Origin of the sequence: Lentzea aerocolonigenes (assembly GCF_000955955.1) — a bacterium.
Taxonomy (GTDB): Bacteria; Actinomycetota; Actinomycetes; order Mycobacteriales; family Pseudonocardiaceae; genus Lentzea; species Lentzea aerocolonigenes_A.
Window position 1 is genome coordinate 66538 of record NZ_JYJG01000007.1, and the last position, 24773, is coordinate 91310.

26 protein-coding genes are annotated in these 24773 nt (G+C 68.4%); 20 read left to right on the forward strand and 6 right to left on the reverse strand.

Annotated features, from left to right (window positions below; translation table 11 throughout):
* Window positions 1-25: 25 nt before the first annotated feature.
* Window positions 26-1114, reverse strand: coding sequence for a hypothetical protein (locus tag UK23_RS02535; RefSeq protein WP_045309698.1), 1089 nt, complete (start codon window positions 1112-1114; stop codon window positions 26-28).
* Window positions 1115-1234: 120 nt separating this feature from the next.
* On the opposite strand from UK23_RS02535, the gene UK23_RS02540 reads away from it, so the two are divergent.
* A complete protein-coding gene (locus tag UK23_RS02540) occupies window positions 1235-2419 on the forward strand; it encodes an RNA-guided endonuclease InsQ/TnpB family protein (RefSeq protein WP_045309699.1) in 1185 nt (394 codons plus the stop codon).
* Between the two features lie 63 nt (window positions 2420-2482).
* Here the strand turns inward: UK23_RS02540 and menE are convergent, their stop codons facing one another.
* Genes menE through UK23_RS02555 form a run of 3 tightly spaced genes read right to left on the reverse strand, consistent with a single transcriptional unit; the run spans window position 2483 to window position 5359 of the window.
* On the reverse strand, window positions 2483-3529 hold the full coding sequence (menE, locus tag UK23_RS02545; RefSeq protein ID WP_045309700.1) for an o-succinylbenzoate--CoA ligase: 1047 nt from the start codon (window positions 3527-3529) through the stop codon (window positions 2483-2485).
* 10 nt (window positions 3530-3539) lie between these two features.
* Window positions 3540-4442, reverse strand: a complete 903-nt coding sequence (locus UK23_RS02550; RefSeq protein ID WP_045309701.1) for a 1,4-dihydroxy-2-naphthoyl-CoA synthase — start codon at window positions 4440-4442, stop codon at window positions 3540-3542.
* 11 nt (window positions 4443-4453) lie between these two features.
* Entirely contained in the window at window positions 4454-5359 is a 906-nt protein-coding gene (locus tag UK23_RS02555; RefSeq protein WP_045309702.1) for a hypothetical protein, read from the reverse strand.
* A gap of 54 nt (window positions 5360-5413) precedes the next feature.
* Between UK23_RS02555 and menD the strand changes: the two genes are divergently transcribed.
* From menD to UK23_RS02570, 3 genes are all read left to right on the forward strand, one after another.
* A complete protein-coding gene (menD, locus tag UK23_RS02560; RefSeq protein ID WP_045309703.1) occupies window positions 5414-6985 on the forward strand; it encodes a 2-succinyl-5-enolpyruvyl-6-hydroxy-3-cyclohexene-1-carboxylic-acid synthase in 1572 nt (523 codons plus the stop codon).
* 54 nt (window positions 6986-7039) lie between these two features.
* On the forward strand, window positions 7040-8560 hold the full coding sequence (locus tag UK23_RS02565; RefSeq protein WP_045309704.1) for a M1 family metallopeptidase: 1521 nt from the start codon (window positions 7040-7042) through the stop codon (window positions 8558-8560).
* A gap of 382 nt (window positions 8561-8942) precedes the next feature.
* Window positions 8943-9479: a GrpB family protein gene (locus UK23_RS02570; RefSeq protein WP_045309785.1), complete on the forward strand. Its 537-nt coding sequence runs from the start codon at window positions 8943-8945 to the stop codon at window positions 9477-9479.
* On the opposite strand, the gene UK23_RS02575 is transcribed toward UK23_RS02570, so the two are convergent.
* Window positions 9465-10697: an isochorismate synthase gene (locus tag UK23_RS02575; protein ID WP_052684309.1), complete on the reverse strand. Its 1233-nt coding sequence runs from the start codon at window positions 10695-10697 to the stop codon at window positions 9465-9467. The genes UK23_RS02570 and UK23_RS02575 overlap by 15 nt on opposite strands.
* Before the next feature lie 126 nt (window positions 10698-10823).
* On the opposite strand from UK23_RS02575, the gene UK23_RS02580 reads away from it, so the two are divergent.
* The 7 genes from UK23_RS02580 to UK23_RS02610 are packed head-to-tail and all read left to right on the forward strand — an operon-like array spanning window position 10824 to window position 15512.
* Window positions 10824-11207 (forward strand): DUF3592 domain-containing protein, encoded by a 384-nt coding sequence (locus tag UK23_RS02580; protein ID WP_330769813.1) that lies wholly within the window; start codon window positions 10824-10826, stop codon window positions 11205-11207.
* A 9-nt stretch (window positions 11208-11216) separates the two neighbouring features.
* Complete coding sequence (gene paaA, locus UK23_RS02585; RefSeq protein ID WP_045309705.1) at window positions 11217-12158, forward strand: 1,2-phenylacetyl-CoA epoxidase subunit PaaA; 942 nt, start codon at window positions 11217-11219, stop codon at window positions 12156-12158.
* Window positions 12155-12439: a 1,2-phenylacetyl-CoA epoxidase subunit PaaB gene (paaB, locus tag UK23_RS02590; protein ID WP_045309706.1), complete on the forward strand. Its 285-nt coding sequence runs from the start codon at window positions 12155-12157 to the stop codon at window positions 12437-12439. The genes paaA and paaB overlap by 4 nt, the downstream gene beginning before the upstream one ends.
* A complete protein-coding gene (paaC, locus tag UK23_RS02595; RefSeq protein ID WP_045309707.1) occupies window positions 12436-13320 on the forward strand; it encodes a 1,2-phenylacetyl-CoA epoxidase subunit PaaC in 885 nt (294 codons plus the stop codon). The genes paaB and paaC overlap by 4 nt, the downstream gene beginning before the upstream one ends.
* The gene (gene paaD / locus UK23_RS02600; RefSeq protein ID WP_045309708.1) at window positions 13317-13808 is read left to right on the forward strand and encodes a 1,2-phenylacetyl-CoA epoxidase subunit PaaD; all 492 of its coding nucleotides are present in this window, start codon (window positions 13317-13319) and stop codon (window positions 13806-13808) included. The genes paaC and paaD overlap by 4 nt, the downstream gene beginning before the upstream one ends.
* Window positions 13809-14852: a 1,2-phenylacetyl-CoA epoxidase subunit PaaE gene (gene paaE / locus UK23_RS02605; RefSeq protein ID WP_045309709.1), complete on the forward strand. Its 1044-nt coding sequence runs from the start codon at window positions 13809-13811 to the stop codon at window positions 14850-14852. It begins immediately after the preceding gene.
* A 42-nt stretch (window positions 14853-14894) separates the two neighbouring features.
* Entirely contained in the window at window positions 14895-15512 is a 618-nt protein-coding gene (locus UK23_RS02610) for a hypothetical protein (protein ID WP_045309710.1), read from the forward strand.
* Here UK23_RS02610 and UK23_RS02615 read toward each other — a convergent pair.
* Window positions 15497-16330 (reverse strand): inositol monophosphatase family protein, encoded by an 834-nt coding sequence (locus tag UK23_RS02615; RefSeq protein WP_045309711.1) that lies wholly within the window; start codon window positions 16328-16330, stop codon window positions 15497-15499. The genes UK23_RS02610 and UK23_RS02615 overlap by 16 nt on opposite strands.
* 145 nt (window positions 16331-16475) lie before the next feature.
* Here UK23_RS02615 and UK23_RS02620 point away from each other — a divergent pair, with 145 nt between their 5' ends.
* From UK23_RS02620 to nuoE, 9 genes are all read left to right on the forward strand, one after another.
* Complete coding sequence (locus UK23_RS02620; RefSeq protein ID WP_196777587.1) at window positions 16476-17549, forward strand: glycosyltransferase family 4 protein; 1074 nt, start codon at window positions 16476-16478, stop codon at window positions 17547-17549.
* Window positions 17546-18643, forward strand: coding sequence for a glycosyltransferase (locus UK23_RS02625; protein WP_045309713.1), 1098 nt, complete (start codon window positions 17546-17548; stop codon window positions 18641-18643). Before UK23_RS02620 ends, UK23_RS02625 begins: the two co-directional genes overlap by 4 nt.
* 36 nt (window positions 18644-18679) lie before the next feature.
* Entirely contained in the window at window positions 18680-19399 is a 720-nt protein-coding gene (locus tag UK23_RS02630) for a demethylmenaquinone methyltransferase (RefSeq protein WP_045309714.1), read from the forward strand.
* A gap of 64 nt (window positions 19400-19463) precedes the next feature.
* A complete protein-coding gene (locus UK23_RS02635; protein ID WP_045309715.1) occupies window positions 19464-20729 on the forward strand; it encodes a geranylgeranyl reductase family protein in 1266 nt (421 codons plus the stop codon).
* Between the two features lie 267 nt (window positions 20730-20996).
* Window positions 20997-21362 (forward strand): NADH-quinone oxidoreductase subunit A, encoded by a 366-nt coding sequence (locus tag UK23_RS02640; protein ID WP_045309716.1) that lies wholly within the window; start codon window positions 20997-20999, stop codon window positions 21360-21362.
* Window positions 21363-21369: 7 nt separating this feature from the next.
* On the forward strand, window positions 21370-21921 hold the full coding sequence (locus UK23_RS02645) for a NuoB/complex I 20 kDa subunit family protein (protein ID WP_045309717.1): 552 nt from the start codon (window positions 21370-21372) through the stop codon (window positions 21919-21921).
* Window positions 21918-22658 carry an NADH-quinone oxidoreductase subunit C gene (locus UK23_RS02650; RefSeq protein ID WP_045309718.1) on the forward strand — a complete coding sequence of 247 codons (741 nt, stop codon included), beginning with the start codon at window positions 21918-21920 and terminating at the stop codon, window positions 22656-22658. Before UK23_RS02645 ends, UK23_RS02650 begins: the two co-directional genes overlap by 4 nt.
* On the forward strand, window positions 22655-24052 hold the full coding sequence (locus UK23_RS02655) for an NADH-quinone oxidoreductase subunit D (RefSeq protein WP_045309719.1): 1398 nt from the start codon (window positions 22655-22657) through the stop codon (window positions 24050-24052). The genes UK23_RS02650 and UK23_RS02655 overlap by 4 nt, the downstream gene beginning before the upstream one ends.
* Window positions 24049-24765, forward strand: coding sequence for an NADH-quinone oxidoreductase subunit NuoE (gene nuoE, locus UK23_RS02660; protein ID WP_045309720.1), 717 nt, complete (start codon window positions 24049-24051; stop codon window positions 24763-24765). The genes UK23_RS02655 and nuoE overlap by 4 nt, the downstream gene beginning before the upstream one ends.
* Window positions 24766-24773: the final 8 nt, after the last annotated feature.

Genomic DNA, 24773 nt, shown 5'->3' on the forward strand with positions numbered 1-24773 from the left:
TACTGAGGACCCGCCAACGGGCCTATCAGCAGCTAGTCGCGCCGGACACGCCCGCCACGTACGCCTTGGCGACGTGCTTGCCGGAAGCGATGCGGTACCAGATGTTGGACGTGCCCTGCGTGCCGGTCACGGACTCGCCGGTCAGCTGGCAGGTGACCCGCACCTGGGCGTAGTTCGCGGCCAGACCGACCTGCGACGTCGAGGAGTTCGCGCCGCTGCGGACGTTCACCGTGCCGTTCGCCGCGGAGGTGCGGACCGTCCCGACAGGACCGGAGCCGGTCCACAGGTACGTCACCGTCACCCACGAGTTGGTGGTCAGCTTGAGGCCGTCCCAGAACACGCCGTCCGCCAGGTCGATGCCGGCCGGGTTCGCGACCTCACGGCCGTACTGGTCCTTGCCTCCGTTGTAGTTGTCCTCGTACGCGGCCTGCGCCTCGGGCTTGCCCTGCGGCAGGTTCTTCCACATCTCGCGCGTGGTGGACGGGTTCCAGTAGTCGTCCTTGGTGTTCCACGGGCCGACGTCCCACACCGGAGCCCATTCGCAACGGCCGTTCGAGGCGCACACCTGCACGCTGTAACTGCCGGAGTTGTTGGGCGCCAAGCCACGGCGTGACGGCAGCGCGACGAAGTGGTCGCGTGAACGGATCGTGTGACCGTTCGCCGTGTTGCCGCCGACGAGGCCCTCACGCGTCGCGTACACGCGGTACGCACGTCCAGCAGCGGCAATGGAAACGTCTTCCGCAGGAGCGGGCTTGTCCGAAGCCGTCAGCTGCACGCGTTCTGCCTTGCCACTGCTCAGAACCACGCGGGTCTGGACGGTGTTCGTGGCCACCGGCAACGTGGCCGGCGCCTCCAGCCACTCGGTCCACTGGCCGTCCGGCCGCAGACCGCGCACGTCGACCACGCCGTCGCCGGTCACCGCCGCCGTGACCGTGTTGGCTGGCTGGGCGAGTCTGTGCGGTTCCAGCTCGATCAGGCCCGTCCGCGGAGAACCGCCCCACGACACGAGCTTGTAGTTCAGGTCGGCGGACCACTCGTTGCCGGACGCCTGGGCAGGGGACGCCAGTCCGACGACCATGCAGGCGCCGACGACCAGCGGTAACAGGTAGCGCATGAGAAACCCCCATCGCTAGCGCACGCGGCTGGGTCCGCGCGCTTCGCGGGGGAGAGTTGTCCTCAGCGGTAAAGGTTCACCTAAATCTCCGGCGATGCGGAGCAATGCCATGCTGATCGCGTGAAGCAGGTGGTGCAGGTGCGTCTGTTGCCGACGCCTGAACAGTCGGCGGCACTGTTGACGACTCTGCATGTCTGCAATGCGGCCGGCTCATGGCTGTCCGAGCAAATGCACGCTGCCGGCGAGTTCCGGAAGTTCGACGTGCAGAAGCGCTTCTACGTCCAGTTGCGGGAACGGTTCGGTCTGGCGGCGCAGCCGACCATCCGAGTGATCAGCAAGACCGTGGACGCGTACACGACGTTGCGTGCCAACCTCACGGCTGGGAACTACGGGCGTCCGGAGTCGGACCGGCGTCGCAAGGTCGAGTCCCGCCCGATCGTGTTCCGCCCGGAGGCTGGGCAGCCCTTCGACGCGCGCTGCCTGTCATGGCGGCTGGCTGAGGCTGGTCGTGAAGGCACCGTGTCGATCTGGAGCACCGCAGGCCGGCTGCGTGGTGTGCGGATTATGGGGCACCCCGGCCATCTCGCCCTGCTCCGTTCCAGGTCGATTGGGGAAACCGATCTGGTCAACCGCGACGGGGTGTGGACGTTGCACGCTGTTGTCGATGGTTCGCAGGCACCCCATCGGGAGCCGGTGCACGGATTTCTCGGAATCGATATGGGGATCGTGAACCTCGCGACCACCTCCGACGGCGATCGAATGTCCGGGGCTCGCCTGAACCGCCATCGCAAGCGACAGCAGCGCCTCCGCAGGCGGTTGCAAGCCAAGAAGACGTCTTCTTCGCGACGGTTGCTGAAGAAGCGCCGCCGTAAGGAGAGGCGGTTCGCCGCCGATGTGAACCATCAGATCAGCAAGCGCATCGTGGCCGAGGCTGAACGCACCGGACGCGGCATCGCTGTCGAGCAGTTGACAGGGATCCGCGACCGGGTACGGCTTCGCAAGCCCCAACGGGCCACGCTGCACTCCTGGTCGTTTGCCCAACTCGGCCAGTTTCTCGCCTACAAGGCTGAGCGAGCAGGCATCGCTTTTGTACGGGTCGATCCCGCGTACACCTCGCAGCAATGCAGCAGCTGCGGTGAGATCGACAAGAAGAACCGGCGCTCGCAAGCGTCGTATGTCTGTGGCCGGTGCGGCTTCGTTGGGCACGCCGACCACAACGCGGCACGCAACATCGCAACACGTGGTGTGGCGTGCTGGGGCGAAGTCATGCGTCCACACGCAGCGCCCACCCTGGCAGCCAGCTAGGGCGGCAGCAGCAAGCCTATTGGCATCCCCGAACCGGAGAACCAGGCGACGAACGTCTGCACCTCAGGGACGAGGCCATGACCTAAAAGAGTCGAGAACTGCTGTTCTGTCGACTTTGCCCGGTCCGCGCAACGGCAGCTCGGACACGAACCGCACCAGCTTGGGCACGGCAGCGCGGCCCGCGCCGTCCAAGACAGCAGCCTTCAAGGCATCCAGCGACGGTTCGTCACCGCGCACGACCACAGCCGCCGCGACGACCATGCCCCACTCGTCGTCCGGCACCCCGACGACACACGCCTCCAGCACGCCCTCGACGGTCGCCAGAGCCCGCTCGACCAGGATCGGCGGCACCTTCTCGCCACCCGTGACGATCACGTCGTCCGCGCGGCCCAGCACCTCCAGCCGCCCGTCGCGCAGCCGGCCGAGATCCCCGGTGCGGAACCACTCGCCGAACGGTTCCGCGCTGCCCCGGTATCCCAGCGCCAGCACGGGTCCGCTGATCTCGATCACGTCGTCGGTGCGCACCGAGACGTCCCGCAGCGGCTCACCGTCGTACACACACCCACCGGCCGTCTCGCTCATGCCGTACGTGGTGACGACCTGCACTCCCAAAGCGCGCGCCTGCTGCAACAGCTTCGGAGGGGTGGCGGCCCCGCCGATCAGCACGCCGTCGAACTGCCGCAGCGCCTCGAGCCCCGGCCCCTCGGTCACGACCAGCCGGGACAGCTGCGTCGGCACCAGCGCGGTGTAGTGGCGGCCGGGCTGGGCCAGCACCGGCCGCGCGGCCTGCGCGAAACCCATGGCGCGGAAGCCCTTCGACATGTCCAGCACGCCGGGTGTGCTGCCCGCGACGATCGACCGCACGAGCACCTGGACCCCGGCGATGTGGCTGGTGGGCAACGCCAGCAGCCACGTCCCGGGCCCGCCGAGCCGCTCGTGCGTGGCTTCGGCCGAGGTCGTGAGGGCCGAGGCGTCGAGCAGCACGGTCTTCGGCTCGCCCGTCGACCCGGAGGTGGGCACGCCGAGCGCGGCCCGCTTCTCCCAGCCGTCGAGCGGGCCGTCCACCAGCGGCTCGCCACCGTCGAGCGCCGCGCGCAGTTCGTCGAGCATCAGATCCCGCTCAGAAGTAGTACGGGTAGTTCGACCAGTCGGGGTCGCGCTTCTCCAGGAACGCGTCGCGGCCTTCGACGGCCTCGTCGGTCATGTACGCGAGCCGGGTCGTCTCGCCGGCGAAGATCTGCTGTCCCACCAGACCGTCATCGATCAGGTTGAACGCGTACTTGAGCATCCGCTGGGCGGTCGGCGACTTGCCGTTGATCTCGCGGGCCCACTCCAGCGCCCTGGTCTCCAGTTCGGCGTGCGGCACGACCTCGTTGACGGCGCCCATCTTGTACATGTCCTCGGCGGAGTACGTGCGGCCGAGGAAGAAGATCTCGCGCGCGAACTTCTGGCCGACCTGCCGCGCCAGGTACGCCGAGCCGTAGCCGCCGTCGAACGAGCCGACGTCCGCGTCGGTCTGCTTGAACTTGGCGTGCTCCTCGCTCGCGAGAGTGAGGTCGCACACGACGTGCAGGCTGTGGCCACCGCCCGCGGCCCAGCCGGGCACGACCGCGATGACGACCTTCGGCATGAACCTGATCAGCCGCTGGCACTCCAGGATGTGCAGCCGCCCGGCCCGCGCCGGGTCCACCGTTTCGGCGGTCTCACCGGACGCGTACTGGTACCCGCTGCGCCCGCGAATCCGCTGGTCACCACCACTGCAGAAAGCCCAGACGCCGTCTTTCGGCGCCGGCCCGTTGCCGGTCAGCAGCACGCAGCCCACGTCGGACGACATCCGCGCGTGGTCGAGTGCCCGGTACAGCTCGTCCACGGTGTGCGGCCGGAACGCGTTGCGGACCTCCGGCCGGTTGAACGCGATGCGGACCGTGCCCTGGTCGAGCGCGCGGTGGTAGGTGATGTCGGTGAAGTCGAAGCCCTCAATCGGCTTCCACAGCGACGGGTCGAAGAGCTCCTGATCTGCCACGGTCCGAGACTCTAGGCGCCCGGCGCCCAGACCCGCTCCCGGATGCTCGACGACGCGAGCAGCATCGCGACGACTCCGATGGTCGGCAGGAACGACGAGAACACGTTGGACCCGGCCGGGAGGTGCACGTGCCACTGCGACATGACCACCCACGTGGTCGCGAGCTTCAGGAGCAGGCAGATCGACCAGCTGCGCAACGTGCGACCGGCGTTCACGGCGGAAGCGGTCAGCACCGCGTGCACCGGCACCACGATGATCACGAGTAGCAGCAGGGTGCCCGCTAGTGCGCCCAGCACCGAGGCGTCGACCTCGCTGCTCCAGAGCCCACGTACTTCTGGCAGAAACCACGTGACGAACGCGATGACTCCGACCACCGCGGCGATCACTCGTCGGCCGGTACGTGGCGCTTGCGGACGGCGCAACAGACAGATCAGCGCGGCGGCGGCCGAGATGAGGCAGAACCAGATCCACGGTGCCGGCGTGCCGAGCGCGAGGAAGATCGGGACGTACGACAGCCACAGGGCGATCTGGGCCGGGTGCCGATCGCGCCGGCGCACCTGCTTCCCGCGGGAGAACAGGTCCGACGCCGTCCACACCTGCCAGACCCCGAGCCAGCAGGCCGCGCCCCTGGCCGGTCCGGTCAGGCCGTCGCCGTCGAGGACGATGCCCACGCCGACCAGCCGAGGCGTCAACTCCCCGTTGGCGAGAGCGCTGCCGATCATGGCCAGGCCGCTGACGACGGCGAGCACACCCGCGAGCACGAGCCAGATGTCCAGCTCCAGCTCTTCGGGCTGAGCCGGCGCGTGTTCGGTGTTGTTCACCGTGTGGTTGAGGTCACCGTGCACGTGACCTATCTGCCACGCGTTTCCTGAGACCGGGCCGCTGACCTCGTTGCGCGGTTCAGGCTGTTCAGTCATGCCCCACCCCCTGGTTCTCAGCAGCGTAGCGACGGCCACTGAGACAATCGACGGATGAACGGGTCAAGTGCGCACGCGAGGGTGATCGTCGACGAGCTGGTGCGCAACGGCGTCCGGCACGTCGTGCTGTGCCCCGGTTCGCGCAACGCCCCGCTGTCGTTCGCGCTGCACCAGGCCGAGCAGAAGGGCCTGCTCACGGTGCACGTGCGGATCGACGAACGCAGCGGCGGGTTCCTGGCGCTGGGCCTCGCGAAGACTGGTCGGCCCGCGGTCGTGACCTGCACCAGCGGCACGGCGGTCGCGAACCTGCACCCCGCGGTCGTCGAGGCGCAGCTGACGAACGTCCCGTTGATCGCGCTGACCGCCGACCGCCCGGTCGACCTGTACCGCACCGGCGCCAGCCAGACGATCAACCAGCACGACCTGCTCGGCATCCCGACGCTGCACATGCCGGAGGGTGCGGACGAGCCGACTACGCGCTCGCTGGTCTGCCGCGCGATCGCGACTCCCGGTCCTGTGCACGTCAACGTGCCGTTCCGGCCGCCGCTGACCCCGGACGACTCCTCGTGGCCGTCGTCTGACCGGACTCCGTGGACCGCGACGGACCGCACGTTCACCGTCGAGACGAGGCCGTCGCAGTTGCCGCCCCGCACGCTGGTGCTGCTCGGCGACGACCGCCAGGAGCGGTTGCTCGCCGCTTCTCAGCTCGGCTGGCCGGTGATCGCCGAGCCGACCGCTCCCGGTGGCCTGCGGCACGGCTCGTTGCTGCTCAACGCGGGCCTGCCGGAGCACCTCCGGCCGGACGCGGTGCTCGTCGTGGGCCGGGTGACGTTGTCGCGCGGCCAGCAGGCGGTGCTGAAGCAGACGGCGGTTGTGCACGCCGTCGGTGACCAGGCGCAGTGGCCGGACACGCAGTTCACCGCATCGCGTGCCTCGACCTGGCTGCCCGAACCGGCGGAACACGACGGGGAGTGGCTGCAGGCGTGGCAGAGCGCGGTGAAGAGCGTCAGCGAGGCCGTTGATGATCTTTTGGACGATGTTGCGTGGCCGACCGGTCTGCACGTCGCGCGTGACCTCACCCAGGCGGTGCCTTCTGGCGCGTTGGTGTTCGTCGGCTCGTCGAACCCGATCCGCGACGTCGACCACGCGGGCGAACGCCGTTCGGACATCACGATCCACGCGAACCGGGGTGCGGCGGGCATCGACGGCAGCGTGTCCACGGCCATCGGGCTCGCCGTCGTTCACGACGGTCCGGCATATGCGCTGATGGGCGACCTGACGTTCCTGCACGACAGCAACGGCCTGCTGGCCGACCACCGGCCGGACCTCACGATCGTCGTGCTCAACGACGACGGCGGCGGGATCTTTTCATTGCTGGAACAAGGAGCCCCTGAACACAGCCGAAGTTTCGAAAGGATATTCGGCACCCCACATGGGACGGATTTGGCCGCTTTGTGCGCGGGCTACCGAATTCCGCACTCCACAGTGGACGGCCCGGAGGAGTTCCGTAGCGCACTTGCGCGGCCAAAAGGCCTCCAAGTGGTGGAAGTGCAGGCAAAAAGAGACGAACTGCGTGCGCTGCACCAACGTCTCAAGTCGACTGTGTCAAACATTTTCAGCAGGTAGGAAACCTACGTAAGTCGGTGGTTCGCACCTCGAGCTGTGGATAGCGTCCCGCGCATGTCGATCAGATCCAAGGCGACGGCCGCGGTGGCGTCCGCGGCCGCGATGACGCTCTTCGCGGGGACGGCGCTGGCGGCGTCTCCGGGTGCACCCGGTGCCGGCGACCCGTACTACCCGACGTACGGCAACGGCGGATACGACGTCTCCCACTACGACATCAGGCTCAACTACAACCCGACCGGCGACCAGCTGTCGGGCACCACGACGATCCTCGCCAAGGCCACCGAGGACCTCACGCAGTTCAACCTCGACTTCCTGCTCAAGGTCAAGTCGGTCCGCGTGAACAACCGGCCGACCTCGTTCGTGTCCGACGACGGCGAGCTGACCCTCACCCCGCCCGGCGGCGTGCGCAAGGGCCAGGACCTGACGATCGTCGTCACCTACGCGGACTCACCGTCCACGGTGAAGGACCGCAACGGCTTCACCGCGTGGACCAAGACTCCCGACGGCGCCCTGGCCATCGGTGAGCCGGAGATCGCCTCCTGGTGGTTCCCGTCCAACGACCACCCGACCGACAAGGCCACCTTCGACGTCAACGTCGCCGTGCCGAACGGCGTCGAGGCGATCTCGAACGGCACCTTCGTCGGCCAGACGCGCCAGATCAACGGCTACACGCGCTGGAACTGGCGCAGCACCAAGCCGCAGGCGACCTACCTGACGTTCCTGACGATCGGCCAGTTCGAGATCCGCCAGTCCACGGCACCGAACGGCCAGCCGGTGTACAACGCGTACTCCGAGCGCCTCGGCGAGAACGCCGACGCGGCCAAGGCGAGCATCGAGCGCACGCCAGAGGTCATCGAGTTCCTGGCGGAGAACGTCGGCCCGTACCCGTTCGAGGCACAGGGCGGCGTCGCCACCCCTGGCCTGGGCTACGCGCTGGAGAACCAGACGCGCCCGAACTACGACACGGCCTTCTTCCGCCGCGGCGCCAACACCTACGTCATCGCCCACGAGCTCGGCCACCAGTGGTTCGGCGACTCGACGTCGGTCCACCACTGGCGCGACATCTGGCTGAACGAGGGCTTCGCGTCCTACATGGAGTTCCTCTGGTCCGAGCACATCGGTGAGGGCACGGCCCAGGAGAACGCCGACTTCACCTACGACCTGTACCCGGCCGACGACCCGTTCTGGCAGGTCCTGCCCGGCGACCCCGGCGCCGACAAGGTGTTCGACGGCGCCGTGTACGACCGCGGTGCCCTGGCCGTGCACGCCCTGCGCGTGGCCGTGGGTGACGAGAAGTTCTTCGAGATCCTCAAGACGTGGACCGCGGAGAAGAAGTACTCCGACGCCACCATCGAGGAGTTCATCGCGCTGTCCGAGCGGGTGTCGGGCCAGCAGCTGGACCAGGTGTTCCAGACGTGGCTGTTCACCAAGGGCAAGCCGGCCCAGGCGCCCGGTCGCACCGCCGACGCGGCGACCCGGTCGCTGTCCGTGGCGTCTGCTCCGGCCAAGGCGGCTGAGCCCAAGTCGCGCGCCAAGATCCAGCTGACGCACGAGCTGCTGGACGCGCACAAGTAAGCCGCGCACAAGTAAGCCGAAACTGTCAGACCGGCTGAGTACGTTGAGTTCTACCGATCAGGTGACCTGGTCGTGACCGGGGCGGACGTGCGCAACACGTCCGCCCCGGTTGCTGATGGCGTCTGCAAGTACCACCAACTCATGATCGAATCGCTCGTAACCACGCCCAACCTGTTCGGTACACGTCGAACAGGTTGGGCGTAGTTACGAGCCTGTTGATGTTGGGTTGGTAGTACTTGCAGACGCCATAGTGGGCACCGGCGCGTGAGGCCTGGCCGAACGCCCGTGAGACTCGGAACCGGCTGAGTACGTTGTGACGCACGGTTCCCAGCAAGGGGGACCCCTGCGTCAGCGCGTTCCGGCCCGAAATCGGGTGGCTTCCATGAGCGAGCAAGCGCCCGCCTGGGCGTACGAACGAGCAGAAGTCCGCCCACACGACCCGAGCTGGACGGTTCGCGCGGAGGCGGAGCGCGAACAGCTGAAGAAGCTCCTCGCACCGTGGCTGGTCGACGGCATCGAGCACGTCGGCTCGACCGCGGTCCCAGGTCTCGCCGCGAAGCCGATCGTCGACCTCCAGGCCTCCGTGACCGACCTCGACACGATCGAGGCGACCGAACGCCTGACCGCCGCCGGCTGGGCCTACGTGCCACCGGAGCTGGACCAACGACCGTGGCGCCGCTTCTTCGTCAAGCCGGACGCGTCAGGACAGCGCAGAGAAGCCCACCTGCACCTCATCCAGGCCGGACACCACAGGTGGACCGACCAGATCCGCTTCCGCGACGCCCTCAGACAAGACGCGAAGCTCGTGCGGGCCTACGAAGACCTGAAGCGCCAACTCGCCCAAGAAAGCGGACACGACCGTGAGGCGTACACGGAAGGCAAGGCAGCCTTCGTCGCCAGCGTCCTAAAGCCCCTCTAGGGCTTCGCGCATCGGCCGCATCTTGGCGTGCGCCTCCTGCACCTCGATGTCCGGATCCGAGTCCGCCACCAGCCCGCACCCCGCGAACAACCGCGCCGTCGACCCGCTGATCTGCGCACACCGCAACGCGATCCCGAGCTCGCCGTCCCCGTTCCCGTCGATCCACCCGACGGGTCCCGCGTACCGGCCGCGGTCCATGCCCTCGAGCTGACCGATGAGAGTCGTCGCGTCCAGCCGAGGCGTCCCACCCACCGCGGCCGTCGGATGCACAGCCTCCCCGAGGTGCAGCAACGACACCGACGACTCGAGGGTGCCGATCACGTCAGAAGACAGGTGCGACACGTTGGGCAGCCGCAGAACCGAAGGTCCCTCGACTGACATCGTGGTGCAAAAGGGCCGCAACGTGTCCGCCAGCGACGTGATCGCGTAGTCGTGCTCCTCGAGGTTCTTCTCCGACGACATCAACGCGGCGGCGAGCTCCTCGTCCGAAACCCCGTCGTGCGGCCAGGTCGTCCCGGCCAGCACCCTCGAGTCCACGACCGAGCCGGTGCGGCGCAGCAACAGCTCGGGCGTCGCGCCCACCAGGCCGTCCACCGCGTACGCCCAGCACTCCGGATACCGCCGGGCCAGCCCCTGCAGCACGAACCGCTGGTCCAGGCGCCGATCGGTGGAAGCCACCAGGTCGTGTGCGAGCACCACCTTGTCCAGCTCACCGCCGCGCATCCGGGCAACGGCGGAACGCACGGCCTCGCGGTACTGCGTGACCGGCAGCTGACCGTTCGAGTAGCGGATGCCGGACGGGCGGGACAGCGGCGCGACGTCGGGCGTGGTGTCCGCGGCGCCGATCGTGGTGATCCACTGCTCGCCGTTGCGGCGGCCGACCACGACCTCGGGGACGATCAGCACCGAGTCGCCGGGTGAGTCCGCGAAGGCCATCGAGATGAAGGCGACGGGGCCGCTGCCGGGTACGCCCAGCGTGTCGTCCACGTCGAGGTGCGCGCAGAACTCGCGCCACCACTTGTCCGCCTGCGCGAAGCGGTCTGGGCCGCTGACCTCGAGCCGCGCGGCCTCGCCCCAGCCGACCAGTCCGGACCCGTCGCGCACCCAGGCGAGCGCGTGCTCCGGGTCTGGCAGCAATCCGAGCAGGTCACCGGAGGTGGCCCGGCTCGACCGGACGCGGATCCGCTGCCGTGCTCGCGATGTCGGTGCTGAGGTCACGCTCCGACTGTATGGACCTCAACCTGAAAGCGCGGCACCCGCCCGGCTCTAGACTTCTCAGTTGTGGTGGACGACGCAGTGACCAGGCCGGCGCTAGGTGTGCGTGTCCGCCGTGTGGTGAGTCGCGTGTTGCTCGTGGTCGGCGGGGTGGTGACGCTGATGTGCGTGCTGCTGCCGCTCGCCTGCTGGCGTGACGACATGGCCATCGAGCGGCGCCTCGGGCAGGCGGTCGCGCAGGTCGACTCCGTGGCCTTCAACCGGACCGTTGTGCGCTATGCCACACCGGACGGCCGCGTGATCATCCCGTCGCAGGGCGTGCTGTACCCGGCGGGGCTCAACGTCGGCGACAACGTGCGGGTCGAGTACGACCAGGCGAACCCAGAGCTGACGCGCGTCGCCGGCCGATCGGCGGTGCTCAGCTTGCTGCCCGTCGGAACGTTCCTGGTGGCCGTCTGGGTCGTCATAGGCTTGGTTGTGACAGTTCTACGCAGATTCGGCACTCAGGTGTAACATCGGGGCATGGCGGATGACCTGGAGCTGCGCTTCGAGCGCACGGTGCAGGCCGACTCGCGCATCGAGCCGCGCGACTGGATGCCCGACGGCTACCGCAAGACCCTGATCAGGCAGATCGCCCAGCACGCGCACTCCGAGATCATCGGGATGCAGCCGGAGGGCAACTGGATCTCGCGCGCGCCCTCGCTGCGGCGCAAGGCGATCCTGCTGGCGAAGGTGCAGGACGAGGCCGGGCACGGCCTGTATCTGTACTCGGCGACCGAGACGCTCGGCGCCGACCGCGAGGACCTGACGACCAAGCTCATCGAGGGCCGCCAGAAGTACTCCTCGATCTTCAACTACCCGACGCTGACGTTCGCCGACGTCGGTGTGATCGGCTGGCTCGTCGACGGCGCCGCGATCTGCAACCAGGTGCCGTTGTGCCGCACGTCCTACGGGCCGTACGCGCGCGCCATGATCCGCATCTGCAAGGAGGAGTCGTTCCACCAGCGTCAGGGCTACGAGTTGCTCATGACGATGATGCGCGGCACCCAGCAGCAGCGCGACATGGTGCAGGACTCGGTGAACCGCTGGTGGTGGCCGGCGCTGATGATGTTCGGCCCGCCGGACTCCGAGTCGACGAACACCGAGCAGTCGATGGCGTGGCGGATCAAACGCGACACCAACGACGAGCTGCGGCAGAAGTTCGTGAACATGAGCATGCCGCAGGCCGAGGCCCTCGGCGTGACGTTCCCGGACCCGCTGCTCAAGTGGAACGAAGAGCGCGGGCAGTACGACTTCGGCACGCCGGACTGGGACGAGTTCTGGCAGGTCGTCAAGGGTGGCGGCGTCTGCAACGAGCAGCGCATCGCCCACCGCCGCAAGGCGCACGAGGACGGTTCCTGGGTGCGTGAAGCAGCCGCGGCACATGCCCAGAAGCAGGCTGTTGCGAAGGAAGGTGCCGCGTGAGCACGTCTTGGCCGCTGTGGGAAGTGTTCGTGCGGGGCAAGCGCGGCCTGAACCACGTGCACGTCGGTTCGCTGCACGCGCCGGACGCGGAGATGGCGCTGCGCAACGCCCGTGACGTCTACACGCGCCGCAACGAGGGCGTGTCGATCTGGGTGGTGCCCGCGGCCGCGATCACGGCCTCCTCGCCGGACGAGAAGGACCCGTTCTTCGCGCCGGCCGGGGACAAGGTCTACCGGCACCCGACGTTCTACTCGATTCCCGAGGACGTGCCGCACCTATGAGCTTCGACAATGCTTACGAGTCGTTGCTGGGCCACGAGGACTCGCACTGGGCTTTCGGCACCGGCTTCTCCGACGCCCTGGTCGGCGTGAACCGCGAGTTCCCGGCCGGGGTCGACAAGGCAGATCTGGCGAAGTACTGCCTGATGCTCGGCGACGACGCGTTGATCTTCTCGCAGCGGCTGTCGGAGTGGTGCTCGCGCGCTCCTGAGCTCGAAGAAGACATCGCGTTGGCCAACATCGCCCTGGACCTGCTGGGCCAGGCGCGCATGCTGCTGACGCGTGCCGGCGAGGTGCTCGACCGCGACGAGGACGCGCTGGCGTACCTGCGCGACGAACGAGAGTTCCGCAACGTGCACCTGGCCGAGATCGACTGCGGTCCCGGTCCCGGCGGTGACTTCGGCACGACCATCGCGCGCCTGCTGGTGTTCTCGTCGTGGCGGCTGGCTCTCTTTTCTCGTTTGAGGGGTTCCGCGGACCCGGTGCTCGCCGCCGTGGCCGCGAAGGGCCTGAAGGAGCTGGCGTACCACCGCGACCACGCCGCGCAGTGGACCGTCCGGCTCGGTGACGGCACCGACGAGTCGCATCGCCGCATGCAGGCGGGTCTGGAGCGCGTCTGGCCGTTCGTGGACGAGCTGTTCGCCACGCACGCGGTCGAAGCCCGCCTGGCCGGCGTCGCCGTTGATCCGGCCTCACTGCGGTCCGAAGTGGACGGTGTGCTGGAGGCGGTGCTGTCCGCTGCCGGTCTGACGCGTCCCGCCGACACTCGCGCGGCTCGAGTCGCGGGCATGGCCGGCCGCGACGGCGTGCACACCGAGGCCATGGGCTACCTGCTCGCCGAGATGCAGCACCTGCACCGCTCGCTGCCGGGAGCGGTCTGGTGACGACGGCACTGGAGGTCGCGTCGGCCGTGCGGGACCCGGAGCTCCCGGTCCTCACGCTGGCCGACCTCGGCGTGCTGCGCGAGGTGTCCGAGGAGGACGGTCGCGTCGTCGTCACCATCACCCCGACCTACTCGGGCTGCCCCGCGATCGACGAGATGGGCGCGGATTTGCGCCGGTCTCTCGTCGGCGCGGGATATGCCGAGGTCGAGGTGCGCCTGTCGCTCTCCCCGGCCTGGACCACGGACTGGATCAGCGCGGAGGGCCGCGAGAAGCTGGCCGCCGCGGGCATCGCGCCGCCGTCCCGCATCGGGCCGTCCGTCGCAGGTCCGGTGCCGCTGAACCTCGTGCCTCCCTCTCGTCAGGTGGCGTGCCCGCAGTGCGGTTCGCTCAACACAACGGAGATCTCGCGGTTCGGCTCGACCGCCTGCAAGGCCCTGCGCCGCTGCAACGCCTGCTCCGAACCCTTCGAGCACGTCAAGGAGATCTGAGTGGCTCGCCGCGCTGCTGCCTTCCACAAGCTGACGGTCGCCAGCGTCGACCGCCTTTGCGACGACGCCGTGGCTGTCACGTTCGACGTGCCCGCGGACCTCTCCGAGGACTTCGCCTTCGCCGCCGGCCAGTACCTGACCCTGCGCCAGGGAGACGAACGCCGCTCGTACTCGATCTGCGCCCCGGCCGGTGCCGCCCCGCGCATCGGCGTGCGCCGCGTCGACGAAGGCCTGTTCTCCACCTGGCTGGTAGACCGCGTTTCCCCTGGCGACGTCGTGGAAGTCCTGCCGCCCCTGGGCAAGTTCTCGCCGTCGGGCGTCGGCACCCACCACGGCTTCGTCGTCGCGGGTTCCGGCATCACCCCGGCCCTGTCGATCGCCGCGACGGTGCTGGCGACCGGTGCCCGAGTGACGCTGATGTACGGCAACCGCAGCACCAACACGGTGATGTTCGCCGACGAGCTGGCCGACCTGAAGGACCGCTACCCGGCCACGTTCCAGCTGATCCACGTCCTGTCCCGCGAACCGCGAGACGTCGAGCTCTTCTCTGGCCGCCTGAACGCCGAGAAGCTCACGGCCCTGTTCGACACCGTGGTCCCGTTCGACGGCATCGACGAGTGGTGGCTGTGCGGCCCGTACGAGATGGTCCAGGACGCGACCTCGGTACTGCGTGATCGCGGCGTACCTACCGACCGCGTGCACCACGAGCTCTTCTACGTCGACGAGCCCCCGCCCCCGCCGCGCAGGGTCGAGGCCGTGGTGGACTCCGCCGCCTCCGTGACGGTGATCCTGGACGGCAAGTCGACCACCCTGCCGCTGCCCGCCGACGAGCCGATCCTGGACGCCGCGCAACGAGTCCGCGCCGATCTGCCCTTCGCCTGCAAGGGCGGGGTGTGCGGCACGTGCCGGGCGCTGGTGACCGAGGGCAGCGTCGAGATGCGCCGCAACTACGCGCTCGACGAGTCCGAGGTGGCGGCGGGGTTCGTGCTGACCTGCCAGGCACTGCCGACCAGCGAGTGCGTGACGGTCGACTTCGACGCCTGAGTTTCCCGACGAACACCCGGTGAACATGGCACGATCACCGGCATGGGGGTCGTGATCCGCTCAGCGCTCTGGGGAGCCGCAGTAGGCACCGTCCTCGTCGGTGGTCTCGCGGCCCTGGTCGACGCGGCGTACCCGAGCGACCGCCCGTCGTCAGCGTTCGTGACCGTGCTGGCGATCATGGTCTTCGGCGTGACCTTCGGCGGCCTGCCAGGTGGGCTGGTCGGCATGGGCATCGGATTCATCCGCCGCTCGCTGCAACGCCCGGCCATGCCCAGAATCGCCTACCCACCGATCCCGCAGCAGCCCTACGACATGTGGTCCGAGCTGGTGGAACGTTGCGCCGAGTCCACAAGACGAGTCGCCGCGGCCGTCCAGACAGTCCCGAAGTCACCGGCCAAGGACTGGCTGCAAAGGATCAGCGAGCAGCTGACGAAAGAGCTCGACGACGTCAGGGGCATCGCGCAGCTCGGCAGGGCACTGGGAGCGGTCGACCGGCAGCACCCGGTCTACCAGCGGCTGCTCAAGGCCGCGCACGACTTCAAGGCCTTTGAGAACGAGGTCGGCAGGGTCGCGTTGCAGATGTTCGACCACCCGGAGCTGGACGCGGCGCGCACCCACCTCGAAGTGCTCGAGAAGCAGCTGCCTCAGCTGTCGACCTGAAGCGCGGACTGCCACCAGCCCAGCACCTCGTCGGCGGCGTCCGGAGCGGCCACGAGCAACCCGTCCGCAGGCAGCTGAGCCCCAGCACCACGTCTGTCCAGCACCACGGCCCCGGACTCCACGGCCAGAGACACCGCTCCGGCCACGTCCCACTCGTGATAGCCGTGCAACACCGCGGCAGCGACGTGACCAAGGGCCACCTGCGCCACGGCCAGGCACTTGGAGCCGAGAACGCGGACTCCGGTGCCCGCGATGGCCGCCGTCGAGATGAATTCACCCATTCCAGGCCACGGACCCGTTCGGGTCATCTCGGTGCACACCACCAGCGAGTCGCCCTGACGCTCGGTGAGCCGCACCGGCGTGCCGTTCGCCCGCATGCCGCGGCCTCGCGCTGCGGCGTAGATCTGGGAGCGGTAAGGGTCCGCGACGACCCCGACAACGGGTCCCCAGCGGTCCACCAACGCCAGGCTGTACGCGCACCACGGCATGCCCGCGGTGTAGTTGGCGGTGCCGTCGACCGGGTCGACCACCCAGCGGAACTCGGAGTCGCCGGGAACGTCGACGTCAGAATTCTCACAAAAGACCGGAATCGAGGGGAACTCCGCAGTCAGGACACGCCTGGTGTGACGTTCGAGGGTGCGGTCGGTGTCGGTCACCCAGTCGAACGGTGACTCGTCGGAGTCGGGGCGCACGCCGCGACCGGCGGTGGCCATGATGACGTCCGAGGCGTCGTTCGCCAGACGACCAGCCACTTCCAGCGCTATTGACACCAGTCCCGGGTCCACCGGGTGCGCGGGACGGGACGACAAGACGGTCATGCTGGCCTAGTTTCACCGCGTCGGGTGACCGGCAACCGAATCGTAGATGACCAGTCGACGATCACCTGGCCACGACGTGAGGTGTTCTGACCGCGTCAAATTTCGCGTCACGCGGACTTCACACCCGCACTACAAGGTGTGTTCTGTGCGCGTAGCGATCGTGACCGAGAGCTTCCTGCCCCAGGTGAACGGGGTGACCAACTCCGTTCTCCGTGTGCTGGAACACCTGCGGCGAAACGGCCACCAGGCGATGGTGGTCGCACCCGGTGCCGGCGCCGACGAACACCACGGCACGCCCGTCGTCAGAGTTTCCGCCGTCGACGTGCCCATGGTGACGAGCCTGCCGATCGGGGTGCCGACCCCGAAGGTGCTGCACGCGTTGGCTGACTTCCAGCCCGACGTCGTGCACCTCGCCTCGCCGTTCGTGCTGGGCGCGTACGGGCTGAGAGCCGCGCGCAAGATCGACGTCCCGACCGTCGCGGTCTACCAGACCGACGTCGCCGGGTTCGCCGGGAGCTACGGCCTCGGGCTGACCAAACGGGCGGCGTGGCGGTGGACGAAGCGGCTGCACACGCTGGCCGACCGCACGCTGGCGCCGTCCAGCTCGGCGGTCGAGGCGCTGGAGCAGCACGGGGTGCCGCGCGTGCACCGGTGGGGACGTGGCGTGGACATCGACCTCTTCCGCCCCCGCACCAAGCACAACGACGAGCTGACCGTGGGCTACATCGGCCGCCTCGCACCCGAGAAGCAGGTGCACCGGCTCAAAGAGCTGCACGACCTCCCCGGCGTGAAGCTCAGGATCGTCGGTGATGGACCCGACCGCGACCAGCTCGAACGCGACCTGCCGAACGCGGAGTTCCTCGGGTTCCGCACGGGCGAGGCGCTCGCGGAGGCCTACGCGTCGCTCGACGTCTTCATCCACACCGGACCGCACGAGACGTTCTGCCAGGCCGTCCAGGAGGCGCTCGCGACCGGTCTGCCGGTGCTCGCGCCGAACGCCGGCGGCCCGCGCGACCTCGTTTCGCACGGCCGTACCGGATACCTGTTCCAGGACGACATCGCGCGGTACGTCGAACTGCTGCGCGACCCACTGCGGCGCAAGCGCTTCGGTCTCGCCGCCCGCAAGTCGGTGCTGTCCCGCACCTGGCCTGCGATCTGCGACGAGCTGATGGGCCACTACGCTGCGGTGATCGGACTAACTCACCAGGCGGCCGCTTGAGAATCGTTCAGCTAGCCAACTTCTACGGACCGAAGTCGGGCGGCCTCCGCACGGCACTGCACCACCTCGGCACCGGCTACGTGCAGTCGGGCCACGAGGTGGTGCTCGTCGTGCCGGGAGACCGCCGCGCCGACGAGGTCCTGCCGGGTGGTGTCCGGCGCATCACGCTGCCGGCCGTGAAGATCCCGTACACCGGCGGCTACCGCGTCGTGGACCCGTGGCGGGTCAAGGCGCTGATGAAGCACCTCAAGCCGGATCGGCTGGAGGTCTCGGACCGGCTGACGTTGCGCGGCATGGGCGCGTGGGCGAGCGAGCGCGGCATCCCGAACGTCGTGATCTCCCACGAACGCCTCGACCGCCTCCTGCAGTTCGTGCTGCCGGAAGGTCCCGCCGTGCGCGGTGCCGACTGGGCCAACGGCCGCATGGCCGCGTCCTACGACACGGTGGTGTGCACGACGGCGTTCGCGCGCGAGGAGTTCGACCGCATCGGCGCCCGCAACGTGCTGCAGGTGCCGCTGGGCGTCGACCTGGCCACGTTCACCCCGAGCCGCCACTCCGCCGACCTGCGCAAGGATCTCCTGCAGGGCGAGGAGAACCTGCTCATCCACTGTGGACGGCTCTCACCCGAGAAGCACGTCGAACGCTCCGTCGACACGTTGGCCGAGTTGCACGAGCAGGGCCACTCCGCCCGGCTGGTGATCGCCGGCGACGGTCCGCGCCGCACGTTCCTGGAGAAGCGCGCGCACGGCCTGCCGGTGACGTTCCTGGGCTTCGTGAAGTCGCGTTTGGACGTCGCCTCGCTGCTCGCCTCGGCCGACCTGTCGCTCGCGCCGGGCCCGCACGAGACGTTCGGGCTCGCGGCACTGGAGGCCCTCGCCAGCGGCACCCCGGTCGTCGTGAGCCAGAGCAGCGCTTTGAAGGAGATCGTCCAGCCGTCGTGTGGCGCGGCCGTGGACGACCATGCTTCCGCGTTCGCCGTGGCAGCCCGGCGACTGCTGGCCAGCGGCTCACGAGAGGCCGCTCGTGCCCGTGCGGAGGAGTACCCGTGGCAGGCCGCGGTCGACGGCATGCTGACCGCGCTGAAGGTGCCCTGAAGATGATCTCAGGGATGCTGACCTAGGCTCTGGACCATGTCGCGAGCCGGCTTGGACAAGAACCCCCGCGAGGTCGCCGAGATGTTCGACGGCGTGGCCAAGGGCTACGACCGCACGAACTCGGTCATGACGCTGGGCTTCGACCGCCGTTGGCGGGAGTGGAGCCGCCGCGTGCTCGACGCGCGCCCCGGCGAGAAGATCCTCGACCTCGCCGCCGGCACCGCGGTCTCCACGGTCCAGTACGCCGAGTCGGGCGCCTGGTGCGTCGCCGCCGACTTCTCCGTCGGCATGCTCGTGGGCGGCGCCCACCGCCGCGTCCCGAAGGTCGCCGCGGACGCCCTGCGGCTGCCGTTCAAGGACAACTCCTTCGACGCCGTCACGGTGTCCTTCGGCATCCGCAACTTCAACGACACGGTGCTGGCGCTGAAGGAGATGGCCCGCGTCACCAAGCCCGGCGGCCGCATGGTGATCTGCGAGGTCTCCACCCCGGTGTGGCGGCCGTTCCGCGTCGTCTACATGCGCTACCTGCTGAAACTGCTGCCGCTGATCGCGAAGTTCGTCTCCAGCAACCCGGTCGCCTACTCCTACCTGGCCGAGTCCATGGCCACGTGGCCGAACCAGCGCGCGCTCGCCGAGCTGATCTCCAAGGCCGGCTGGGAGGACGTCGCCTGGTTCAACCTGACCGGCGGCATGGTGGCCCTGCACCGCGCGACCAAGCCCAAACCGAAGCCGAAGGCTGAAGAGCCGACGCCCTGACCCTCAGCGAACGCCGGTTAGAGTCGCGAGCAGAAGCTGTGACCGGTACACGCAGGGAGTCTGGATGAGCAGGCGCGGGATCAACGAGGACGCCGACGTCATCGTGGTGGGGGCGGGACCGGCGGGCTCGACCGCGGCGACCTACCTCGCCAGGGCGGGCCTCGACGTCCTCCTCCTCGAGAAGAGCTCGTTCCCGAGGGAGAAGGTCTGCGGCGACGGCCTGACCCCGCGCGGCGTCAAGCAGCTGATCGACCTCGGCATCGACACCCGCGAGGAGAACGGCTGGCTCCACAACAAGGGGCTGCGGGTCGTCGGCGGCGGCGTCACGATGGAGCTCGACTGGCCCGAGTTGGCCACGTTCCCGAACTACGGTGTGGTCCGGCCGCGCATGGACTTCGACGAGATGCTCGCGAACGCCGCCAAACAAGCAGGCGCGCGCATGCACGAGAACACCACGGTCACCAAGGCCATCATCGAGAACGGCCGGGTCGTCGGCGTCGAGGCCAAGCAGGGACCGGAGAAGAACCCGGTCACGTACCGGGCGCCGATCACGGTCGCGTGCGACGGCGTCTCAGCGAGGCTCGCCATCAGTGCCGGCCTGCAGAAGGACGACAGCAAGCCGATGGGCGTCGCGGTCCGCCGCTACTACGCGAGCCCGCGCACCAAGGACGACTACCTCGAGTCGCACCTGGAGCTGTGGGCGCCGGACGGCCAGCTGCTGCCCGGCTACGGCTGGATCTTCGGCATGGGCGACGGCTCCGTGAACGTCGGCCTCGGCATCCTCAGCACGTCGAAGGCCTACGGCACCACGGACTACCACCAACTCCTGCGCAGCTGGCTCGACGGCACCCCGGAGGAGTGGGGTTTCCGCGAGGAGAACGCGACGAGCCGCATCGGCGGCGCAGCGCTTCCGATGGGCCTCAACCGCAAGCCCCACTACAAGAACGGCCTCGTGCTCGTCGGCGACGCCGGCGGCATGGTCAACCCGTTCAACGGCGAGGGCATCGGCTACGCCATGGAGTCGGCCAAGATCGCGTCCGAAAGTGTCGTCCAGGCCCTCGCGCGGACCGGCGTCAACCGTGAACGAGCGCTGCACGGCTACCCGGTGCGGATCGAACAGGCGCTCGGCAGTTACTACCGGCTCGGCAACGTCTTCTCGAAGCTCATCGGGAACCCGGCGGTCATGCGGACCGCAACGAAGTACGGAATGCCGCGAAAGCGCCTGATGAAACTCGTGCTCAAGCTACTTGCGGGCCTCTACGACCCCAAGGACGGCGACGCAATGGACCGCCTCATCGTGGCCGCCACGAAGCTCGCGCCGACGGCGTAAATTACTCCGAATAGGTGACGGCACCGGCTCAATACGAGCCGGTGCCGTTTCGTATGTTCCAACGAAGTTAAACCCCCAGGTCAGACCCTGTGATCCAGGTCATTTACAGGCGTTCTACACTGGCGGGCGACCTTGTGAATCAGTTCACAACAGTGTGAACAAGCTTGTGAACTGTTTCACAAGCAGTTTGTTAGGTCCGCCTAACAAACCGGGCGAAGAACTACACCCATAGGGTGCGCCTCGACCGCGAGGAAAGGACGACGGAGCGTGCTTGACCCTTACCTCCCCCTCGTATTGATGTTCGCGCTCGCCGGGGCGTTCGCACTGTTCTCGGTGACCGCAGCGCCCTACATCGGACCCCGCCGCTACAACAGGGCGAAGCTCGACGCCTACGAGTGCGGCATCGAGCCGAGCCCGCAGCCGGTCGTGGGTGGTGGGCGCATGCCCGTCGCCTACTACCTGACGGCGATGCTCTTCATCTTGTTCGACATCGAAATGGTCTTCCTCTACCCGTTCGCCGTCGCTGCCGACAAGCTCGGGCTGTTCGGGCTGGTGGAGATCGTCCTGTTCGTCGCCACGCTCGGCTTCGCGTACGTCTACGTGTGGCGTCGCGGCGGCCTCGACTGGAACTGAGGAAGTCATGGGTCTCGAGGAGAAGCTCCCGAACGGCATCCTGCTGGTCAGCGTCGAGAAGCTGGTCAACTGGACCCGCAAGTCCTCGCTGTGGCCTGCCACCTTCGGCCTGGCCTGCTGCGCCATCGAGATGATGACGACCGGTGGTCCGCGCTACGACCTCGCCCGCTTCGGCATGGAGGTCTTCCGCGCGTCACCGCGCCAGGCGGACCTGATGATCGTCGCGGGCCGCGTCACCAACAAGATGGCGCCGGTGCTGCGGCAGATCTACGACCAGATGCCCGAGCCCCGCTGGGTGCTGGCGATGGGCGTCTGCGCGTCGACCGGTGGCATGTTCAACAACTACGCGGTGGTGCAGGGCGTCGACCACGTCGTGCCCGTCGACATGTACCTGCCGGGCTGCCCGCCGCGGCCGGAGATGCTGATGGACGCGATCCTCAAGATCCACGCCAAGATCATGGACGAGCCGCTGGGCGCCGTGCGCGCCAAGGCACTCGCCGACTCGGGCCACCGCACCGATCTCATCCCGTCCTCCGAGCGTTTTGCGAGGAAGAAGTGACCGAGCCAGGGGGAGAGCACTCCAGCGCCCAGCGCGCTGTCGAGGGCCTCGAGACCAACGGCGCCGAAGCCAAGGCACCGATCGTCGCGGGCAAGGAGCGCAAGGGCCTCTTCGGCGTCTCCGGTTCCGGTGACACGTCGGGCTTCGGCGGCCTGCGCCTGCCCGCCCACGTCGCCGCGCCCGCCGAGCGCCCGTTCGGCGGCTGGTTCGACGAGGTCGCCGACGAGCTGTTCGCCGCGATCAGCGACAAGGGCCTGCCCGCCGACACCGTGCAGCAGGTGACCGTCGACCGCGGCGAGATCACCTTCTACCTTCGGCCGGAGACGTTGCTGGAGGTCGCGCGCATCTGCCGCGACACCCCGTCGCTGCGCTTCGAGCTCTGCAGCTCGGTGTCCGGGGTGGACTACGGCGCCGACGTGCCGCAGCGCCTGCACTCGGTCACGCACCTGACGTCGATGACGTACCGCCGCCGCATCCGGCTGGAGGTCGCGGTCGACGTCGAGAACCCGCACGTGCCGAGCCTCGTCGAGGTCTACCCGACGGCGGACTGGCAGGAGCGCGAGACCTGGGACATGTTCGGGATCATCTACGACGGTCACCCCGGACTGACCCGCATCCTCATGCCGGACGACTGGGACGGCCACCCGCAGCGCAAGGACTACCCGCTGGGCGGCATTCCGGTCGAGTACAAGGGCGCGGAGATTCCTCCGCCGGACCAGAGGCGGTCCTACTCATGACCGAGCGGCTTTCCGACGTCACCACCGGGACGAACACCAGCGCGACCGGTAGCGACAGCACGGACGACGTCAACACCCGCACCGAGACTCCGGAAATCGCGGACTCCCGGAAGACCACCGAGGGCACCGTCTACACGGTCACCGGCGGCGACTGGGACGAGGTGCTCGCGGACGCCGTCCACGACGAGCGCATCGTCATGAACCTCGGCCCGCAGCACCCGTCGACGCACGGCGTGCTCCGCCTGGTCCTGGAGCTCGAGGGCGAGACCGTCACGCACGCCCGCAGCGTCATCGGCTACCTGCACACCGGCATCGAGAAGAACCTCGAGTACCGCAACTGGGTGCAGGGCGTCACCTTCATCACGCGCACCGACTACCTGGCGCCGCTGCACCACGAGGCCGCGTACTGCATGTCGGTCGAGAAGCTGCTCGGCATCACGGTGCCGGACAAGGCGCAGGCCATCCGCGTGCTGCTGATGGAGATCAACCGGATCAGCTCGCACCTCGTCGCGCTCGCCACCGGCGGCATGGAGCTCGGTGCCCTCACCGGCATGACCTCCGGCTTCCGCGAGCGGGAGGAGGCGCTGCACCTGCTGGAGCACCTCACCGGTCTGCGCATGAACCACGCGTTCATCCGCCCCGGTGGCCTCGCGCAGGACCTGCCGGCGGACGGGATCGAGAAGATCAACGCGTTCGTCAAGATCATGGAGAAGCGGCTCCCGGACTACGACAAGCTGCTCACCGGCCAGCCGATCTGGCGCAACCGCCTCGCGGACGTGGGCTACCTGCCCGTCGACGCGTGCCTCGCGCTCGGCATCACCGGCCCGATCCTGCGTTCCGCGGGCCTCGCCTGGGACCTGCGCAAGATCGAGCCGTACAGCGGCTACGAGAACTACGCCTTCGACGTGCCGACCTCGAACGCGGCGGACTGCTTCGCGCGGTACCTGCTGCGGCTCGAGGAGATGCACCAGTCGCTGAAGATCATCAAGCAGGTCGTGAAGACCCTGCCGACCGGTCCGGTGATGGTCTCCGACGCCAAGATCGCGTGGCCCGCGCAGCTCACGATCGGCAGCGACGGCATGGGCAACTCGCTCGAGCACGTCCGCAAGATCATGGGCCAGTCCATGGAGTCCCTGATCCACCACTTCAAGCTGGTGACCGAGGGCTTCAAGGTGCCGTCCGGCCAGGTGTACGTGCCGGTCGAGTCGCCGCGCGGCGAGCTGGGCTACCACGTCGTCTCCGACGGCGGCACCCGCCCGATGCGCGTGCACCTGCGCGAGCCCAGCTTCATCAACCTCCAGTCGATGCCCGCGATGTGCGAGGGCGGCATGGTCGCCGACGTCATCGCGTCCGTCGCCTCGATCGACCCGGTGATGGGTGGTTGCGACCGATGACTCAGGCACAAGAAACCGCTTTCGACCAGTCCACTGTGGACCGCGCGCAGGCGATCATCGCCCGCTACCCGCAGGCCCGCAGCGCGCTGCTGCCGATGCTGCACCTGGTGCAGTCGGTCGAGGGCTACGTCTCGCAGGACGGCATCCGGTTCTGCGCCGGACAGCTCGACCTGAGCGAGGCCGAGGTCAGCGCGGTCGCGACGTTCTACACGATGTACAAGCGCCGCCCGTGCGGTGAGCACCTGGTCAGCGTGTGCACGAACACGCTGTGCGCGGCTCTCGGCGGCGACGACATCTACAAGACCCTCAAGGACCACCTCGGTGTGGGCCACGAGGAGACCGCGGGCGAGCCGGGCACGCCGGGCTCGATCACCCTGGAGCACGCCGAGTGCCTCGCCGCGTGCGACCTCGGCCCGGTTCTCCAGGTGAACTACGAGTTCTACGACAACCAGACGCCCGACAAGGCGCTGGGACTCGTGAAGGCGTTGCAGTCGGGGGAGAAGCCCGCCCCCACGCGCGGCGCCCCGCTCACCGATTTCAAGCAGGCGGAACTGCAGCTCGCCGGGTTCTTCGAGGGTCGCGACGCGGACCTCGACGGACCGTCGGCGGCACCGGAAACCCTGCGGGGCGCCCAGATCGCGAAGGACCGCGGCTGGGACGCGCCGAAGATGCCGGCCAACGCCGAGTTCCCCGCCCTGCCGGAAAAGAAGTAGGGGGACAC

Bases quoted from the DNA above. Each gene is read 5' to 3' on its own strand.
- UK23_RS02565 (WP_045309704.1), top strand. From the start codon at position 7,040: ATGTCGATCAGATCCAAGGCGACGGCCGCGGTGGCGTCCGCGGCCGCG.
- UK23_RS02615 (WP_045309711.1), bottom strand. From the start codon at position 16,330: ATGACCGTCTTGTCGTCCCGTCCCGCGCACCCGGTGGACCCGGGACTG.
- paaA (WP_045309705.1), top strand. From the start codon at position 11,217: ATGGCGGATGACCTGGAGCTGCGCTTCGAGCGCACGGTGCAGGCCGAC.
- UK23_RS02555 (WP_045309702.1), bottom strand. From the start codon at position 5,359: ATGACTGAACAGCCTGAACCGCGCAACGAGGTCAGCGGCCCGGTCTCA.
- UK23_RS02655 (WP_045309719.1), top strand. From the start codon at position 22,655: ATGACCGAGCGGCTTTCCGACGTCACCACCGGGACGAACACCAGCGCG.
- UK23_RS02630 (WP_045309714.1), top strand. From the start codon at position 18,680: ATGTCGCGAGCCGGCTTGGACAAGAACCCCCGCGAGGTCGCCGAGATG.
- menE (WP_045309700.1), bottom strand. From the start codon at position 3,529: ATGCTCGACGAACTGCGCGCGGCGCTCGACGGTGGCGAGCCGCTGGTG.
- UK23_RS02610 (WP_045309710.1), top strand. From the start codon at position 14,895: ATGGGGGTCGTGATCCGCTCAGCGCTCTGGGGAGCCGCAGTAGGCACC.
- paaC (WP_045309707.1), top strand. From the start codon at position 12,436: ATGAGCTTCGACAATGCTTACGAGTCGTTGCTGGGCCACGAGGACTCG.
- UK23_RS02535 (WP_045309698.1), bottom strand. From the start codon at position 1,114: ATGCGCTACCTGTTACCGCTGGTCGTCGGCGCCTGCATGGTCGTCGGA.
- UK23_RS02570 (WP_045309785.1), top strand. From the start codon at position 8,943: ATGAGCGAGCAAGCGCCCGCCTGGGCGTACGAACGAGCAGAAGTCCGC.
- menD (WP_045309703.1), top strand. From the start codon at position 5,414: ATGAACGGGTCAAGTGCGCACGCGAGGGTGATCGTCGACGAGCTGGTG.
- UK23_RS02635 (WP_045309715.1), top strand. From the start codon at position 19,464: ATGAGCAGGCGCGGGATCAACGAGGACGCCGACGTCATCGTGGTGGGG.
- nuoE (WP_045309720.1), top strand. From the start codon at position 24,049: ATGACTCAGGCACAAGAAACCGCTTTCGACCAGTCCACTGTGGACCGC.
- UK23_RS02645 (WP_045309717.1), top strand. From the start codon at position 21,370: ATGGGTCTCGAGGAGAAGCTCCCGAACGGCATCCTGCTGGTCAGCGTC.